This window comes from Paenibacillus tabacirhizosphaerae (assembly GCF_040812395.1).
GTDB lineage: Bacteria > Bacillota > Bacilli > Paenibacillales > NBRC-103111 > Paenibacillus_E.
Genome location: NZ_JBFNXH010000018.1, coordinates 29,407 through 48,020, shown reverse-complemented (window position 1 = coordinate 48,020; position 18,614 = coordinate 29,407). Strand labels below are relative to the sequence as shown.

At 49.4% G+C, this 18,614-nt stretch carries 12 protein-coding genes; 2 read left to right on the top strand and 10 right to left on the bottom strand.

Features of this window, described 5'->3' with window-relative positions; translation table 11 throughout:
• Nucleotides 1-223 precede the first annotated feature (223 nt).
• Nucleotides 224-979 (top strand): YheC/YheD family protein, encoded by a 756-nt coding sequence (locus ABRS97_RS23525; protein WP_367817897.1) that lies wholly within the window; start codon nt 224-226, stop codon nt 977-979.
• 70 nt (nt 980-1,049) lie between these two features.
• Here ABRS97_RS23525 and ABRS97_RS23520 read toward each other — a convergent pair whose 3' ends face one another.
• The 5 genes from ABRS97_RS23520 to ilvN form a co-directional block, all read right to left on the bottom strand.
• A complete protein-coding gene (locus tag ABRS97_RS23520) occupies nt 1,050-2,570 on the bottom strand; it encodes a MerR family transcriptional regulator (RefSeq protein ID WP_367817895.1) in 1,521 nt (506 codons plus the stop codon).
• 977 nt (nt 2,571-3,547) lie between these two features.
• Complete coding sequence (locus ABRS97_RS23515) at nt 3,548-5,530, bottom strand: transglycosylase domain-containing protein (RefSeq protein ID WP_367817894.1); 1,983 nt, start codon at nt 5,528-5,530, stop codon at nt 3,548-3,550.
• 139 nt (nt 5,531-5,669) lie between these two features.
• On the bottom strand, nt 5,670-9,644 hold the full coding sequence (locus tag ABRS97_RS23510) for an exonuclease/endonuclease/phosphatase family protein (protein ID WP_367817892.1): 3,975 nt from the start codon (nt 9,642-9,644) through the stop codon (nt 5,670-5,672).
• A gap of 1 nt (nt 9,645) precedes the next feature.
• On the bottom strand, nt 9,646-12,567 hold the full coding sequence (locus ABRS97_RS23505) for a hypothetical protein (protein ID WP_367817890.1): 2,922 nt from the start codon (nt 12,565-12,567) through the stop codon (nt 9,646-9,648).
• 106 nt (nt 12,568-12,673) lie between these two features.
• Nucleotides 12,674-13,057 carry an acetolactate synthase small subunit gene (ilvN, locus tag ABRS97_RS23500; RefSeq protein ID WP_367818011.1) on the bottom strand — a complete coding sequence of 128 codons (384 nt, stop codon included), beginning with the start codon at nt 13,055-13,057 and terminating at the stop codon, nt 12,674-12,676.
• 49 nt (nt 13,058-13,106) lie between these two features.
• On the opposite strand from ilvN, the gene ABRS97_RS23495 reads away from it, so the two are divergent.
• On the top strand, nt 13,107-13,343 hold the full coding sequence (locus ABRS97_RS23495; protein WP_367817888.1) for a response regulator transcription factor: 237 nt from the start codon (nt 13,107-13,109) through the stop codon (nt 13,341-13,343).
• Nucleotides 13,344-13,921: 578 nt separating this feature from the next.
• Here ABRS97_RS23495 and ABRS97_RS23490 read toward each other — a convergent pair.
• Genes ABRS97_RS23490 through ABRS97_RS23470 form a run of 5 tightly spaced genes read right to left on the bottom strand, consistent with a single transcriptional unit; the run spans nt 13,922 to nt 18,614 of the window.
• Entirely contained in the window at nt 13,922-14,746 is an 825-nt protein-coding gene (locus tag ABRS97_RS23490) for a carbohydrate ABC transporter permease (RefSeq protein WP_367817886.1), read from the bottom strand.
• A 14-nt stretch (nt 14,747-14,760) separates the two neighbouring features.
• Nucleotides 14,761-15,648 (bottom strand): carbohydrate ABC transporter permease, encoded by an 888-nt coding sequence (locus ABRS97_RS23485; protein WP_367817884.1) that lies wholly within the window; start codon nt 15,646-15,648, stop codon nt 14,761-14,763.
• Nucleotides 15,645-17,015, bottom strand: a complete 1,371-nt coding sequence (locus tag ABRS97_RS23480) for a sugar ABC transporter substrate-binding protein (protein WP_367817882.1) — start codon at nt 17,013-17,015, stop codon at nt 15,645-15,647. Before ABRS97_RS23480 ends, ABRS97_RS23485 begins: the two co-directional genes overlap by 4 nt.
• The gene (locus tag ABRS97_RS23475; RefSeq protein WP_367817880.1) at nt 17,012-17,947 is read right to left on the bottom strand and encodes an amidohydrolase family protein; all 936 of its coding nucleotides are present in this window, start codon (nt 17,945-17,947) and stop codon (nt 17,012-17,014) included. The genes ABRS97_RS23480 and ABRS97_RS23475 overlap by 4 nt, the downstream gene beginning before the upstream one ends.
• On the bottom strand, nt 17,928-18,614 hold the full coding sequence (locus ABRS97_RS23470) for a PIG-L family deacetylase (RefSeq protein WP_367817878.1): 687 nt from the start codon (nt 18,612-18,614) through the stop codon (nt 17,928-17,930). Before ABRS97_RS23470 ends, ABRS97_RS23475 begins: the two co-directional genes overlap by 20 nt.

Here is an 18,614-nt window from a genome sequence, read left to right as displayed (position 1 = left end):
TGCTTCTGATATATACAGTATAAGCTTACACAAGACAAAAGTTTGTCACATTATGGACGCGTACAACGCATTTTTGTCGACATGAATCAGGGACAAAAGGTCGAAGCAACTTGCCGATATTTTGAACCAAACGATGCCTGAACGCCTTGTTAATCACGCCTAGGCAAATGTTGTGACAAGTATGTAGCATAAAACGTATTCTGAGATATGGGAGGTTATCATTATGAGGTACAGGAGCCAATCAATCAAAAGCAAATGGATTAAAACCAAATGGTTAATTAAGCATAGAAAGCTAAAAAAATATGTCCCGCGTACTGAGCTATTCAGCAATAGAACTCTTCATTTAATGCTGTCGGCTTTTCCAACCCTATATTTCAAACCTACTGGCGGTACAGGCGGAGCAGGCATCATTCGGATCAAAACAATAGATGGCGGGTATCAAATTCAACATAAATCAGCTAAATCATTCTACACAAGCAAGAAAGGTTTATACAATAAGCTTCGCCGCTTCTCAAAAAATAGATCGTTTTTGCTGCAACAAGGTATACGCTTGGCCACAACGAAAGGTAAACCTTTTGACATTCGTGTTATGGTTCAGAAGAGGTCAAATGGAACATGGGAAAGCAGCGCTATTTTCACAAAAATAGGCAAGCCAGGTACAGTTGCAACGAACTATCATCAAGGCGGAAAAATTGATTATTTCCCCCAAACAATGGCCGGAGCTGGCTATAAAAACGCATTGATTCGAAGAAAGAAAACAAAACTGGAATGGTTGGGATCTGCCGTCGGAAACCATTTCGATCGTTATAAGAAGGGCTTTAGAGAGTTAGGTTTGGATGTTGCCTTAGATGTTAAAGGGGCACCTTGGATCCTTGAGGTTAACACAAGACCCCAGTTTTATCCTTTAAAGCACTTGAAGGACAAAAGAATGTATCGTCGTATCTTATCTATTTCCAAGCAGTATGGAAGGTTGAAATAACCGTTCCCATCTCTTCATTCTATCCTGAAGCCGCCAACCTATTTTTTTAGTGATGGCGGCTTCTTTATCATTAATTACCAGGTATATTTAAAAACTTGGTAATCTTGCCAAGCAATTGTTGCTGAGATTTCAATTGTAGAGCTATGTCGTTATATCGTCTATTTAATGACTCTTCTTTTGAAGATATCTTGCTGTTGATGTCATTTGCTAAAAGCTCCAGCACTTCGCTTCGAACGTCTTGCTCCGCCATTTCACTCACCTTATGAGTGAGAAGCTGGACTACATTTCTCAATTCGCTTACTTCTTCGTTTGTGGCTTCATACCGCTGGTTCAGCAACTCCGTTGTGGCAGCAAGTATCTCACCTTTAAAATCTTGCTCCGAAGCCTCATTTACCTTGTGTTGAACGCTTTGGATCACATTTTGCAGCCCTTTTACTTCTACTGAAACACTCTCAAATTGACTGTTCAGTATTTCTATTGTCTCTGTAATTTCATTTCTGATGTCTTGTTCGAACAACTCAGCTACCATTTGGGTAAGGACCTGGATCACGCTGCGAAGTTCCGTTACTTCTTCGGACATAGCATCATAACGTGCGCTCAGCGAGCCTGCAGTGACATCCAGCTCACCTCGGATTTCTTGCTCCAATACTTTAGCTACCTTTTGTGTGTGGAGAAAAATCACATCTTTCACTTCTTTTATATCTTCTGAAAAGCCTTCATCTCGTTGATTCAACAGCTCCGTTGTAGCAGTAAGTATTTCACCTTTGAGATCTTGTTCTAAAACTTCAGTTACCTTTTGCTGGACGGTTTCAGCCGTTTTTTGCAGCTTTTTTACTTCTACCGAAACACCCTCGTATTGTCTGTTGAGTAATTCTATGTGGGCAGAAAATTCACTTCTGATGTTTTCTTCGGCCACGTCATCTTCCTTTTGGGTAAGAAGCTGGAGCACATTACGACGCAGTTCCAATACTTCTTCCGAAACTTCTACAAATTTCTGCGTGAGGTCTTGATTTATTTCTCGAAGTTCCGTTACTTGATTAGTTAACTGAATAAACGGAGAATTGGAGTGATCCTTACTGGAGGATTGATAAGTACTGCCCGCTAAAGAAGATATTCCAACCCTTTGACTCAGGTCATCTATATGGTCATTCATCTTCCTTGGCGCTTTACTTGCATCTATCTTCTGAGTGAGAAGCTGTATGATATTCCGTAATTCAATTAAATCTTTAGTCGGCAAGTTAGATTTGTTTACAGTTGAATCTAAGTTTGATTTGTTTATGGCAAGAGGTAAATTGGAGTCAGGATCAATAATAGATGAAGGAGGGAAAGGCTTTTCTTCTATTTTAAGCGCGATAATTGATTTCTGACGCATTTCATATAAATGTTCTTTGATAAGCTTTGGCGGTTTATTGGCATCTGTTAATTTAGAAATAATCTGAAAAACTTTGACGGCTTCATCTGTGTATCTTAGGGAGCTGCCAACAACTACTGTCGGGAGAAATTCGCGAAAATGATTTGACCATTCCACCACAGTTGCTCTCGTTTTTCCGATTTTACCAGCAATCTCCGTGACCTTATATGTCCTTTTCATTGTTATCAATCGTCATCCTTTCTTTTAATGTCCGTTATGCTTAGGCATTTGCTGTATATTATTCAGGACATCAAACAAATGACAATGAATAAGGGAATAGTTAGGGCGTATTTTAATGATTAAAAACACTGCTGCTTAAGAGGCATATCCATGATGCCCTGGATCAATGCCACTAAAAGCATAAAACCTCCTGACCTGATGAGAAAAACCTACCTGCTGCAAGATCCTTAACTAAACCCACACGTCCAGGCATGGGGAGGGAATTGGGAATGGGGTTCCGACCGTTTCTTGAAATCGTCTTTTCATTGAATTTAATTAGCGGTAATAAGACGATTTCAAATACGGGCGCTAACGCTTCTCCACCCCATACCCATCCCCTCTTCTGTTCTACTTTGTGCTGCCTTCTTCTTCTCTTTTAACTAATCGATCCTCGATTCGGTATTCCTATCCAATAACCCTGTAAGATTCCGGGGACATTCTGCCTCAGCAAGTTTCGCATGAAAACGGAGGAGGTACTGCCGGATCTCCCATGCCCCATGCACAGCGATATCGGCGGAACTACGATGCCTTATTCCACGGTAACATCCCTTTTCTCCCCCTGTAGCGGAACTAGGGTGCGTTAAATGAGCGAAAACGTGCCCAAAACCCAGCATTTCTTGCTCATAAGGTACGGTAGTTCCGCGAAATGTCCCTACAACCGAAAATACCGCCGCATAACGCACCTACGTTCCGCTCACCCGTGCAAAAAGACGATTTACCGCAGATCGAGGCGGTATCGGGTGATCCAACCTGCCCAGCTGCGGCACTCCGGATCGTCTACGTTCATCCTGTCAAATGCTCGCACAACACGATGCGTGCGGAATCTCCGCTCTGCAAGCTCGTCACACACACATATCTGACGACGTATGCTGTCTTATCTACGAAGAAAGCCGTCCAACATCCACCCGGATGCCGACGGCTTTTTCAGTTCGTCCAGCTTACTTTTTCTTGCCTTTGCCATGCCCGTGCTGGGTTGCCTTCTTCTCCTGCGGAGCCTCGTCTGACACAGCGCCTAACTCTGATGGGGCAGCCGCCCAGCCGATGTTTGGCATATCAAAGGCGGCTACTGGCGTTTGGGCCAAGGCGCGGCTCATCATCTCTCTAAACAAGACTGCCGGGACGGCACCGCCGGATGTCGTCAAGTAATGATTCCGGTCCGTATGATCGTAGCCCACCCATATCGCTGCCGTCAATTCAGGGGTATACCCCACAAACCATGCATCTTTGGCGCTGTTTGCGCCCAAACCCTTGTATTCGTCCGCTTCTGGCAATTGCGTCGTGCCGGATTTTCCCGCGACGGGGCGGTTCATTGCGGCATTCTTGCCGGTTCCGCTCGCCACAGCCTGCTGCAGCATCGCCGTCATGGCATAGGCCGTCTCCGCCTTCATGACTTGCTCACCCTTTGTGCCGGCTTGAATAAGCAGATGCCCGTCGCTAGTTTCGATTTTCGAGATTGTATGCGCCTGATGCAGTACTCCCTTGGCAGGAAAGGCGCTAAACGCTTGCGCCATCTGAAGCGGCGACACCCCCTCTGACAGTCCGCCAAGCGCAATCCCTAGCTGGCGATCCTTCGCTGGCAGTTCAATGCCAAGAGACTGAAGAAATTGCAGGCCCTTGTCGATGCCAATCTCATGAAGAAGCCAGACGGCAGGTACGTTCCATGAGGATACGATAGCCTCCTGCATCGTCACTTGGCCCCGGGATTGATGGTCCCAATCCTCCGGCTGATAGCCGTCAATATCTAGCGGGCCGTCATACAGGGCAGAGGACGGGGAGTACCCCTTCTCAAGCGCAGGAGCGTAGACGGCGAGGGGTTTAAAGGTAGACCCCGGCTGCCGCCGCAGCTGTGTCGCACGGCTAAATCCGCGGAAAACGCCATCCCCCCGTCCTCCCGCCAGCGCACGAATGCCACCTGTTCGCTGATCCAGGATCACCGCGCCGCTTTGAATGAGCTGATCCGGTTTACTTGCCGGAAAGAGGCTTTCATTGCTGTACACATCTGAAACCGCCTCTTGCACGGAGGTGTCCAGTTCCGTCGTAATCCTTAGCCCGCCGGTTAGTAACTGCTCTTCTGTAAAACCGTATCGTTGCACGGCTTCATTGATAACCACGTCCACATAAGCAGCGTAGCGTCCCTTCAGATCATCTCCTTTATGCTGTTTGACAACACCAAGCGAAGACGCCTTCGCTAGTTCGTACGCTTCCTGCGTGATTTTACCCGTATCGCGCATGAGTAAAAGAACCGTATTTCGCCGTTCGAGTGCCTGAGCCTCGTCTTGAAAAGGGGAATATTTGCTAGGGGCCTTAGGGAGCGCAGCCAGAACGGCTGCCTCAGGCAGCGTTAAGTCCTGCACATTTTTACCAAAATAGGTTTTAGCTGCCCCCTGCACCCCCCAGCTCCCTTCCCCGAAATAAATGCTGTTCAAGTACATGTCCAGCACTTCGTTTTTGCTGTACGTCATATCTATTTTCATCGCGTACGCGGCTTCTCTCAGCTTGCGGCCAAGTGTTTTGTCCGCATTCAGGAACAGATTTCGCGCCAGCTGCTGCGTGATCGTACTTGCTCCCTCCGAGTAACCGCCCCGAAGGACATCCCGCATGACGGCACGGAAAATCGATTTTAGATCGATACCGGCATGCTCGTAAAATCTCCGATCTTCTACCGCTACTACCGCATCGGTCAGCGCCTTTGGCATTTGCGACAGCGGCACGGGATCGATCTTCGACGAAGAGAGCTGCGAAGCCGGTTTCCCATTTTTATCCAGAACAAGGGTCGCCTCTGGAAGCGGCTGATTGAGCTTGCTTACATCAAGTCCTCGAATATATGAGTAGCATACGAAGCATAGTGCAGCACTGCCTAACAGCCCGCCAACAGCCAGAACCTTCCAAACCTTAGGTTTTTTCCAAAATGACTTGCTCATTCTACTTCCTCCTGCTTTTCCTTACTATCGCTTATAGTGTTCGTGATGCCTATGCATTTAGCGACGATTTCTAGGAACGAAGCAAGCAGAACCAAGCAAAAAAGAGCAGATGAGCCGCTCTGAAAGGAAACACTTTCGGCTATCGAACGGTAATTTCCGCCTCCAGCCAATAGGTAGATCCATCCCCTGTTAGAGGTGGAAATATGCGCCGTGTCGTTGTACCGATCATCCTGAGCAGTTCTTTCCTGTAGAGCCAAAAGGTCGACGAACCCAGACTGTCATCCGCGCTGGTCCAATTATCGATCTCCTTGCCGCTCACCATCATAATAAAATATTCTCCGGGGTCGCCGAACTCTAGAATCGTAGTCTCCAGCGGCTTTTCTGTGCCAATGTCAACATCCTCAAACCTTGGAGTCGTGACGGACAGCTGCTTGCCGCCAAATGTGACCCCCTGCAGCGTAAATTCTACCTCGTCGTCCCCAGGGCCGTCCGTTGTATTTTGACACCAGAAATAAGTTAGCCGGATAACAATAGAACGAATGGGTGCTGATAAAGCAGGAAAAAATTGTTTCAGCACGGCCAGATTAGCTTCCAATCCGTAGTGACCGGAAAGATCGCGCCCGTCCGAAGACTGGCGAACCGTCACCTTCCGATCCGTGTAGCCCGGTTCAAACAACGTGCCTTGCCAGGACAATACATAGTCAGTCCGCATGGCCGCACTTCCGAACCTCTGGTCATCGTCAGCCGCCCTCCATTCACTACCTTCGTAAAAGGAAGAAATCGATGAGAACCGATTCTCTTCCGTCGCTTCAGGATGCATCGGGATGTTCTTTCCCTCGGAAGGCGTATATAACGGCTTTAAATCTTCAAAGGGCTGCAAGATGTCAAATGCTTGTCCATAGAGCTCCTCACTGCCCAACGCGTCCATCGTAAAGCTGCCCATCAACAGCGCAGGAGTCGTATAATCACGATAACTACGGATAAAAGTGGACAGCAGACGAAGCTGATTCATATAGGTATCGAGCGGAGCCTGCTGTTGATCAGGATCATAAGCAAACGGTGTCGTATCTGCCAGAAACACATCGATATCGCAAGGCTGGCCTGCGAGTTGAACGCGAGCATACAGAAATCCTTTGGAACCATAGGCATCATTCAGGTTCACATTAGCTTTGATCGGCTTTCGGCTCAGCAGCAGAAGTCCATTGCTAACTTCATCCATGTGCGGGTAGCCATTGAATGTAAGGATCGGCATCCCCACTTGATAAGGGTACACTTCTTTCAGTGCTTCCCCAATCCTCATGCGCTCTCCGCTATCCATGATTTCGGACAGCCCAATGATGTCCCATGGCTCGGACGCAAGCTTTTCAATCAGAACCTCTATCGCTTGTTCCCGCTCCGTTCCCTCATACGTGATCTTTAGCCCCGTATTATGGTAGTAAATCCTTACATTAGGGCTGTGTTCCAGCTCCTGCAATGCCCCTCCCGTACTGCGCTGAAGGTGGCGAACGTCGTGAACAACCGAGTGTCCGCCATGTTGAATCGCGTATCTTTGCTGCAACCAGGAGATCCGGGCATAAGCATTGTCAATGCGCGGAAAATCATCATCGCTAAACCGCGCGCCCGCATACCTGACTTGATCGTCATCGTCATGATCGAAGTGCAGTTCAAGCCTCGATCCCCCAGGGATGTCGTAGCTGCATTCGAAATCGTTCGGAGTCCAGTTCAAACCGTTGATGTGAATCCGCGCTCTCAGAACACGGTCGATAAACTGTTCATAGCTGCCGAACTCGTCCTCATTGCCGATTTGGATAATAAATATATTGCGTCCGCTCTCGACCATGATTTCTCTAAAAGCTTCGTCGCCTTCAACGGTCCATTTAGGCTCTTGTGCGGAGAAAAGCCCAATGAATCCGCGCCCAACGCGTCCAAATACCCAGCGGCCCGTTGATATATTGCAGGAGAGCGATTTCCGGAAGGGGAAATAGCTGGATTTGCCTTTCCCTAGTGCCTTCGTCGTCTTCTCCCCGTCGGGAACGTTATCGAATGCGGCCTGCGGGAAAAAAGCGTGCACCCGATCCTCGAATTTAATGAGAGAAGCTTTCGGATTGAATCCAATGATGGCGGCGTTTTTCATCTGTACGACCCGTGGCTGCGAAGTGCTGCCAGTCCACCAATCGGGTCCGTCCGAATCGGCGGGCAGCACATCGGTCAGTGCAAAACTGGCTAATCCGCCCACCACAAAACCGATAGCCCCGCCAATTACCGTACCTATCCCGGGTGCAATAATGGTCCCTACTCCAGCGCCAACACCAGCTCCGACGCCTGCTGTGGCTAATGCATTCACATCGCCGCCCGCTGAAGGGCTGTTCACGAAAACGGTAGCCCCCATGCTCAAAGTAGCTTGGCAGGTATGTCCTTGGAAACTAACCTGACCCGCGTGATGGTTCTGCGTACTCGACAGCATGGCATCCCGGTTTCTATATGTGTAAATATTGGCGCGGGTGTAAGCGGACCCTTCCGTTAAGATGGAGAATTGATCTGCCGCCTCTTTTTCCCCGTCCCATTTACCGGCAAATAGTCTGTATATGCCGAAGATAGATCCGGCAGCGCTCAGTTTCCCTAATAATTTGAAAGCACTTGACTCGCCCAACTTGTATGCTTCCACAACACGCTCGCTTGCATCAATAACATACTTGGTGAACCAGGAAGCTCGGCTCCACCAGCGCATAACATCCTCATCTTTATCGAAGCCGATGCCGTATTCATGCGCCTCATTAAAATTAATAGAGGATCGGGAACGGTCGATCGACCGATTCGGGCGTTCCTTGCCAATGTGAAGAATCGCTTCCGGGATCATGTATCGGCGTGATGAAGCCATTGCGCAGGCAGAGAGCATATCTGCATCTACATACACCCCGTCCCGCGTGCCAAAAGCGATCTCAATTAAATCGCCGACGGATTGGTGCCAGCCGCAATTCTTGTGTTTGAAATGTGCACGGGCGGCGGCAATGCTGAAACTTCCCTCATGGCTGCTCCGGGCCACATCGAACAGCAGCAGGTCGAGTACCATGCTGGCGCGCGTCTGAATGGATTCATCCAAGGCAAAATCGGCCAAATTGAACATCGCCAATATATGCTCGTCATAGTAACCGGGCGCGTTGCATTCGCTCATGCCGAATCTTAGGCGGTCATCGAGCCATAGGTCCAGCCGTACCTTCGCCCGGCGCATTCTCTCCGACCCCAGTATGGCAACGGTTTTGCTGTTATGCAGGAGGCCAGGACGAAATTCGGTTCCCTGCATCCACTGCCCGGCCAAATATTCGGCCGTCGCAAACAAAATTTGATGATTCTCCGACCAATACTCCATCTCGTACTTATACTGATCATCGTCGGGATCTTCGTCCTCATCACTTACTTCTTTGTTCTCTTTTCTCAGCCTCTCGACGTTATATTTGCTCCGGGCTTCTCGGAGCCCCCTCTCGCTTATCGCATAGAAAGGCTCATCGTGCCAGAACTTGAAGCGAAGGAGACTTCTCTCCACTTCCAATTGGAACTCCAGATCCCAATGAGGGGAAGCGTTGTACCCATTCCATTTCGAAGAAAATTCCCAATTCGGCTTCCAAGGAGCCTCCAGGCCCTCTGGCGTCTGACCGTGCAGATACAACAGGCGAAGCAGAACATTGAGTCCGAAATCAGAGTTGCTATGCAGACAATGCAGATCCATCCGGACATTTCCACTAACTCTGAACCAGTACTTTTTTCTATCAAAATCCCTGTCTGAATCTGCTGTCCATGGGAAAATTTCCTTTTCCCGCTCCGGAAACCGCACACTGAATTCCATGCGTGCCAGCGCATCGAAAAGATTAGTGTCCGCATCGAGCGGTGCAATCGGCTTCGTCTTCCGAAGTGCCTCCATACTCAGGACGCTCGGCTTACGATACTTCAACGCATCGCTAATCGTTGGCCCTGCGAAATAGAACCGAGCCGCTTCTTCATCGCTCCATCCAAGCTCTTGCGCCCATCTGTCATGCCGCAGAAAAGCCCGCCGGACTAACGTTTCATGATAGATCGCTTTACGGTTCTCAGCCTCCTGCTGCAAAGGATGAACGGTCATCTCAGCCGTTCACCCACTCCCCACCCTGCTTTTTCCACGTGGGCAATTGACCGTCAGTTCGCAGTTTAACCAGCGATGTCGGTAGCTTGATTCTCCAGGGTTCCCCATAGGGAGTCCCTGCATCCTTACCGTCCGTCTGTCCATGGATTTCTTTCAGCAGAGGTACATATAACTCATCGTGAATGTCAGGCAGCCCTTGTTCATTCCAAATTTTCCCTGTCTCCATGAAATGGATAACTGCTTCTTCAAACCCCGGCCTGACTGGCACTACGACGCGTGCCGCGCCTGCCCGCAGAAACTTGGCGAACTCGGAATCCCGCTCTTCGAGCGACATTTTATTCAACCAATGATTTTTACGGCCCCAGAAATAAGAATACAGGGAATGCATCATCTGCTCCCATTCGAAGGCCTGCTCGAAGAAACGGATATACGAACCTTGCAAGTCCGCGCCAGACACACTGATTTGCGGGATTGGCAGTGTTTTCCCGGAAACAGGATCCTTCTGGTTTGAATAATTAATGCCATTAAATCCATCATAGTTTTGCTGAGTAATCAGAGAAATGCAGTTCTTTTTCAATTCCTCCAAGCTGAGCCTGATCTTCTCAGGCGGGGATAGCCCAATAACGCCCACGCGCAATGCAGCTTGCAAATTGGCAAGCCTTTCCTCGTAGTCCGCTTTCCTGCGCTGGTAAGCGGTTACCAGTATATCGTAGGTTCTTTGCTGCCACTTTTTATAAAGCTCGGGCGTTCGCGTGCAAGTAATGCCTACCCCTAGCGCGTATTCAATGATGTGGAAGGATAAAATCGACACGGGGACATGGCCTGCGCCTTGATCAGGGAGGTCGGGGAACGTAAATGTTAAGACATTGTAGGTTGACCCATTATAAGTGTTCACTTTATCCCCAACCGTTACATCAATACTTGCCCTTTCATCGGCATCGCTGCTCCAACTTGCCAAGTTGACATATCCCTTGCTTGCCTTGTATCCGGGGGGCACTTGGAGGACTTCGCTTTGAACCACGCCCTGATTGGCGTCTTTGCTGTATCCCTTGCTAATGAACACATATTTGGCTGGCGGAGGCTCGATGCCCGTTGCCTGATATTTCGCAGCCAATAAGCGGTAGTTGCCCTCCTTTACGCCCTCCGGCGTATTGTAGAAAGGATCCGGCTCGATCAACTCGCGACCATCGAACTGCCCGAGTGCCATCGCCTGCAGCAAAAAGGCTCCTGGTTCAGGAATAACCATGTCATACAAAAGCCTCTTCCCGTACTGATACGTTTGCGCCTCATACACCTTATCAATCCATTGGTAAACGCCTACAACAGGCCCGGCCCCGGTATTGTTATCAATCTGATGGTTGGATGTTTCTTGAAACTCCTGCAGCGTGCGGCGTGTGATCTGCGTGCGGGAACGCTCTGTAATTTTGGATACTGCACGGCTGGTCACTTCTTTACCAAATGTTGAAGCTTGCCTTTCGGTGTTTTCCTTAGACGTATTCGTCGTCTCTTGTAAGCCGCCATAGGCTGAAGATTGCATGTTCGCGCTCGTGCTGGCAACCTGTTCACTTTCCCGGCGAACCTCAAACCGTTCCGTGGATTGCAGGTCTCTCTCCTCTTCATTCATGGTCTCATTTTCGGTTATGGTTACATATTCTGTCGTTTCTTTCCGACTAACCGTTCGGACGAAGGATTCTCCCTGCAATACATTTTCAATAAAAGCTACTTCGCCTGCTTCGTAGCCGACAATCTGCTGCTTGACGACAAGGAGGTCGGCTACACCTACAGGTTTAAGCTTTCCATAGGTCTCCGGCAGCTGCTTCATTGGAACAGGATCGTAGCGGCCATCCTGCAGTGAAACCTCCTTCTGATAAGTTTCTCCGTTACCGGTTAGCCATGAGCCGATATCAATTGCTGGCTTGAAAACTTCCAATTCTGCACTTACCTTTTTAAGGGCATATGGCACAGAGTGACGTGCAAGATCCAGATCTACAGATTCCAGCGCAGCACGTATCTGCGTATTTACCAGTGCAAGTTTCCCCCTCTTCACCATCAACGGCAACTCTCTCGCTTCAATGGCTTTTTTTCTAGAGGCTAATACTTGATCCAGCCCTTTATGTTCAAGGTTCAATAGCGAACTGCTCAGCACATCCAGCCGGCGTAAAATTTTTTCGCTATCTCTAGGCTCTTGCGGCTCAGGCGTTGGGATAGGAGAATCATTCGTTTCCTCATATTCGAGATCATCAGGCTCCAAACCGCTCAAGAAGGATTGCGCCAACAGCAGGTTATCCAACTGCTTGTTCTGCTCTTGCTCCGGCCTGTTCTCTTCCTCAATCGTTCTGTTAGCGCTTTCATGTTTGGTATCTATATGCCTGGTTAGCGTGAGTAAGCCCTGCGGAAAAGCAATCGGTTTGCTCATTGCCTGTGTCCAAGCCGCTTTCGTATTCAGCACCTCATCCTTGGCGGCAATTCGTTCCGCAAGATCGATAAGACGCAGGTTGCGGGAGAGCATGCCCATGTCGATCCCCGCCTGAGAATCTGCTAGCTTCAGAGCTAGCAGGCTGTCGAATAAACGCTGCTTATCCTGTTGCCACTCTGCATGATCGGCCAATTGTCCGGGCTGCAGGTCAAATGCGCGAATCAAAGCCGCCTGCAGACCCGCTAGATCTCCTGGAGGATCGTTCTTAAGCAGCCTTTCAAACTGCTCCAACGCCACACCGAACTTCAAGTCCGAAGCATGGCGGATAAATGGCGAATCCGATATAAAATGATCGGCAATGCGCTTTCGCTCGCGATCCGGATCTTCGCTCTTTTTTGCCTCTTCCAACTGGGACAACAATCGTGAGTCCCCACTCCTGATGATCGAATCCTTATCATTGCCATACTCAGTCGGTCGAAGCATGATGAAACGAAACAGATCAAACACTAGAATCCCCCCTATTAAAAGTTGGTATATCCATCTTCGGAAGACTGCCTGCAATCAGGTAAGCTCTATTCTAGTTTATCTTTTATTTCCAAATAATTCCTGATTACTAGTGCCCATCCTGCTCATTAAACTGTATCGTTCGTTGTCGAAATGCCTCCCCTCGATTCATGGCCGTTTCCCCTGTCCGGGTGAGTTCTATAATTCCATAGGCATCTAACACTTTTAGAAAAGCGTTATTTTTATCCGTATCCCCCACAACTTGGATAATCACAGAGTTCATCCCGACGTCAATGACGGAGGAGCGGAATGTTTCCACAATGCCGAATAATTCAGGGCGTGTGGCAGGTTCTACCGCACACTTAACAAGCATAAGCTCCCGCGAAATCCACGGATTCTTGTTCAGGTGAATGACTTCTGCCACATCAATCAGCTTGGATAGCTGTTTACAAATCTGCTCCAAGATAGACTCGTCGCCTTGAATCACCATAATAACGCGTGACAGTCCTATTGCTTCCGTCCTTCCTACCGAAATGCTTTCGATGTTAGCTGAACACGCTGTCCCTAAAGCAAAAGGAGCCGTTTCCTACCCTGGCTTCACGGCTAGAGAACAGGAAGTCGCCGCTTTATTAGTGCGCGGAGATACGAATTCGGAGATTGCAGCCGCTTTATTCATCAGCGATGCCTCGGTGAAAAAGCATGTGAATGCCATGCTGAGCAAAACAGGCCTTCGCAACAGAACCCAGTTGACGAAGACCATTTTGGAATATGGTGGGTAAACAAGGGTAAACGGCTACGCCGTCCTTCCATGACGAGTGCGTTTACCCAGAAATATAAGCATCATATAAAGTGGAATACGGGCGCTAACGATCCTCCAGACCAATCCCATCCCCTCTTCTGCTCTACTCTGAGCTACCTTCCACTTCTCTTTTCCATCACCGGTTATCGCCCAGCTGTAACGACGGAACTACGGTGCGCTATTTCTTTAAATTTCCTGTTTTTTTACCATGGAGAGGAACTATGATGCGTTAAACAGGTAAATGCTAGCGAGAAATCCAAAATCTCAGATGCATAGAGTACTGTAGTTCCGCTAACCGCCCATTTAAGCCGATATGACTAGCCATAACGCACCATAGTTCCGCTAGCCCGCTCATAATAGCGTCTCTGAAAGAATCCAATGGTTCGGTGAACCGCTTACAACACCATCTCTCCAAACCAAGCTTGCCCCCTTAAAACAAAAGATCCTCCCTCGTCAGATGGACTGACTGGGGGCGGATCTTTTGTTCTAGCTGCTCACCACTTGCGGCCTGATCGCTACCGGATCGATAGCCTCGTGCGGAAGAGCCGCATGTCCCCTTCATTTGATCCCGCTCAGCGCAATACCGCGAACAATCTGCTTCTGGAAGATCAGGAACAATACAATGAGCGGCAGAACAGAAATCCATGCGCCCGTCATCGTTTGTACCCAATTGCTGGCTGTACTTGTCTCGCTGGAGAAATACGAGAGCCCGACAGGAATCGTGTAATTTTCCGGCGTCATCGTTACAATTAACGGCCAAATATAGGCATTCCAGCTCGTCAGGAACGTCAGCAAGCTAAGCGTAACCAACGCCCCTCGGACCTGCGGCAGCACGATATGAAACCAAATTCCGAACTCGCCCCGGCCATCGATTCTAGCCGCATCCAGCAAATCCTGAGGCACAAGCTCCATAAACTGCCGCATCAGAAAGATCCCAAACGCCGTAATCACTGTCGGAAACAACACGCCAATATAATTGTCCACCCAACCGATCCCATTCGCCAGCAAGTACCATGGAATAATGAGCATCTCGGTAGGCACCATTAACGTGCTGAGAATCAGGATGAAGATCGCCCCTTTGCCCCGGAACGAGAACTTCGCCAAGATATACCCCGCTAAGGTATCGAAAAAGGCAACCGTTAGCGTGGAAACGACCCCGACGACGGCACTGTTCAGAAACCATTTATTGAACACCGTCTTCTGCCAAATATCCGACACATTGCTCCAAGTAAAATGCTTGGGAATGAGCGAGAGGGAATACACTTCCGTAGGCTGCTTGAAGGCTGTAGAAAGCATCCAAAGAAAAGGAAACAGCATGATGACGGTGCCGATCAGCAAGAGCGCATAACTGATGCCTTGCGTGGCCAGTTGTTTCTTTGCCATTTTTGCCAATCCCCCTAATACTCGACTTTCTTGCTGAGCACTTTCAATTGGATAAGCGAAAGCACGAGGATAATCGCGAACAGAATCACCGTCGCCGCAGCCGCTTCGCCCATTTTATAGCTCTTGAAGGCAAGCTGATAAATATAAAGCACCAGCGTATTCGTGGAATTGAGCGGGCCGCCGGTGCCTCCCGGACTCATATTTTTCACCTGCGTAAAAGTTTGCAGGAAGGAAATGCTCGCAATGACGACCGAAAACACAATCGTCGAATTGAGCAAAGGCAGCGTGATTTTCCTGAACTTCTGCCAAGAACCCGCGCCATCGATATCCGCCGCTTCATAATAGAGCTTCGGGATTCCCTCCAGGCCTGTGAGAAAGACAAGCATTTGGAAGCCGATCGCCTGCCATATCATCGTGCCGATAATGACGTAAATCGCTTGATCCGGTGTACCCAAGAATAATTGCGGCGGGAGGCCGATTTGCAGCAAAATACTGTTGACTGCCCCGTTAGGCATCAGTATCCAGCGGAACACCCAACTGACCGCGACAATGCTCGTCACATAAGGAATGAAATAAATCGTGCGGAACAACCCGCGAAACCGGGTTATTCGCTGCAGCAGCAGGGCGACGATCAGGCCAACAAGCAGTTGGCCCGGCACGCCCAGGACGACATAAATGAACGTATTTCGCAGTGAAGCCAGAAATTTCTCATCATGAAGGACGAACGCAAAGTTCGTGAATCCAACGTAAGGCTTGGTTTCGGACAATAAGTCCCACTCATGAAAACTGACGTTGAACGAATAAAATATCGGCAGAATCCGTACAAGAAGGAAGAAAAGAAGAGGTATCAACAGGCATCCGTAAATAAATACATACCGCTGATGACGATACTTCAGCCTCATTTTTGTTTGCTCCAGTACTCATCGTACAGTTGCTGATTTTTCTTCACGAGCTCTTCGAACGCGGTCTTCGCATCGGCTTTGTTCAGCACAACCTTATCCGTCGCTTCCACGAAATTGTCGCGCTCCTTCACCTCGTCTACGAAGAAATGCGCGTGCGCGTCAGGCAATTGCGAAATAAACGGCCCCAGAATAGGGTCTTTCACGTATTTGTCTTGACTCGCAACCTCCTTCTTCGCCGGCAGCTCCCCTACTTTATCAACCCATTTCTCTTCCACTTCTTTGCTCGTCAGGAATTTCAGGAACTCGGTCGCAGCTTCCAGCTTTTTGCCGGATACGCCCTTGGTAATCGCATTGGCCCAATAGGAGGATTGCGTCGCCTTCCCTTTATACGACGGCAGCGGTGCTGTGCCGAAATTGATCGTCGGCGCATCCTTCCGAATGCTGGCAAGCACGTTCGAGCCATCGATGGTAATGGCCGCAAAACCTTTCTTGAATGCATTAATGTCCGATTCATAAAAATCCTTCTGCCCCACTTTATGCACAGTCGGAATGTCCGTCAGGAATTTAAAGGCTTCCAGCCCAGCGGGCGTGTCATTCCACAAATATTTCTTATGATCGTCAGACGTGTCCTTACCCCCGGCTTGATAGATCAGCGCATCCCTGTACCAGTGGTGAATCTGTGAGTTCGGCTGCCACGTTAAGCCTTCCACAACAAGCTGGTCTTTCGCATCGCGCTGCGTCAGCTTTTTGGCATAATCGATCAATTCATCCCAAGTCGCCGGTGCTTTGTTCGGATCGAGGCCCGCCGCTTTGAATAAATCCTTATTATAGTAAAGCGCAAGTGTCCGGACAGCAGTCGGAACCGCCCAGTATTTCCCGTTCAGCTTGCCCGCTTCCACCACCGGGAAGAAATCTTTCTTCAAGTCAGCCTCGGAAAATCCTTGCTCAGGGAGCGGCTGCAAATAGCCGGACTGTACGTATTTAGGAATCCAGCCATAGTACAGATTGATAATATCTGGACCTTTGCCGGCAGGCACGAGCGTTGCTACCTTCTCATTGTATTGGTCGTATGGGAAATTCGTTTGTTTCACCGTAATGTTCGGATGGAGCTTCTGGAATTCTGCGATCAGCTCATTGACCAAATCCACCTTCGTTTGAAACGCGTACTGCCAATATTCAATGGTGACGGGCTCATCGCTTTTGGCTGCTGCCGCTGGAGCTGCACTTCCGCTAGGACTCGCAGGAGCTGCGGACGATGTAGTCGTCTGTGTGCCCCCGTTGGAGCATCCCGTTAAAGCTAAGGCCGCTGCCAGCACCGCAGCGGATACTCCTTTTATGTTGCCAATTCCCGTTAACTTCCTTCTCATTGTTCATTCGCCCCTTCACTAGGTATCTGTATGTTTAGCAACCGTCTCGCATTATTGCCGAAAATCAGTTCAATATCTTGCTCGCTCAAATTCAAATCGCGGCAAACCCTCACCTGGTCTTGCAAATAGCGGTACACGTAGCCTCTTGGGAAACCGAACGAATCGGTCCCGTAGATGATATGCTCAGGGCCCAGCAGCTCGTAGGTTTTGCGGAACAGCGTCTCCAGCGTCAGCTCATAAGGCATCCAGCGGATCCACTGATTCGAGCCTGACGTGTCAATGTACACATTCGGGCAGCTCCAGCAAAGCTGCAGCAGCTCTTTGAAATATCCCGCGCCGAAATGCGGAATGATGAACGGAATCTCCGGGTACGCGCGCGCTACATTGAAAATCGCAAGGGGGTTAATGTTCTGATGCTCGACAATTCCCCCGGAATGGCCCAGCACTCCGAAATGTATGAGTACGGGCAGCTTCCGGCTTGCCGCAACCTCCCACACCGGCGTCAATTTCGGATCGTGAAATGGCACATTGACCAGAGGGCCGAACAGCTTATACCCCCGGAGCCCAAGCTCATCAACCGCCCGCCGCAGCTCCTCGGCCGCATTCTCGCTTTCGATCGAATGATGGGCGAAGCCTGTGAAGCGATCCGGATACTTCTTGATTTGCTCCGCCAAATCATCATTGTTCTGAGCTGTCAGGAAATTCAAACCGCCAATGTTATACTTGTCCAGCTCATCGACCCAACGCTCGATCAGCGGTTTATCCGTGTCGGCATTCCCCGCTTGGTTAGGATGAGGGAAATCCCAGGTTAAGCGCATCCGTTCAGAACGGGCGCGACCGTAGCGGCTTGTAAGCTCATTTCGCTCAATAAAGGGAATCGGATAGGGAAGATGACCGTGAATATCAAATACTTTAAAGTGCTCCGAGAACATCCTCGCCGCCTCCTCGAATGAAGTATTCGGTCGGGTGAATGGATTGAATAGCGCGCTCGTCGCTTTGCCATACCCATTCGACAATGTCCGTCTGCGTCCGATGGGCGCGATAGGTCAGCAGCTTCTCCTGTAAGCTATCGCGAATATCGACGGCCGTAATCTGTTCGGAAGGGATGCTAAAACTCTTGATCTCTTCCCCAAAGGTAATGAAATAAAGATGCTTCGCTTCCCCCTGCCCTCTGTCCACCGCTTCCTGATAAGCGCGGGTCGCCGCTTTGCCAATCGCCAGATGATCGGGATGCCCGCCCAATACCTCATGGAACGTCAGCAGCACATCCGGCTTAATTTCTTGAATAAGCCCTGCAATGCGATCCTTCAATCTCAACTCATCTTCGAATTCAACCGTTTTATCCAAAATATCAAGAAACTCCAAACGCTGAACTCCTATCGCCTGACAAGCCTCCCGCAGTTCGCGTTCGCGCACGCCGCGCAAGGCTTCCCTCGACAGGTATGGAGACTGTCCGACTCTTCGGCCCAGCTCCCCTTTCGTGGCGCTAACAACCGTTACTTCTGCCCCTTGCTTGGCATATTTCGCAATCGTTCCGCCGCAAATGAAGCTCTCATCGTCGGGATGAGCAACCACAACCAATATGCGTTCTATCCCCAT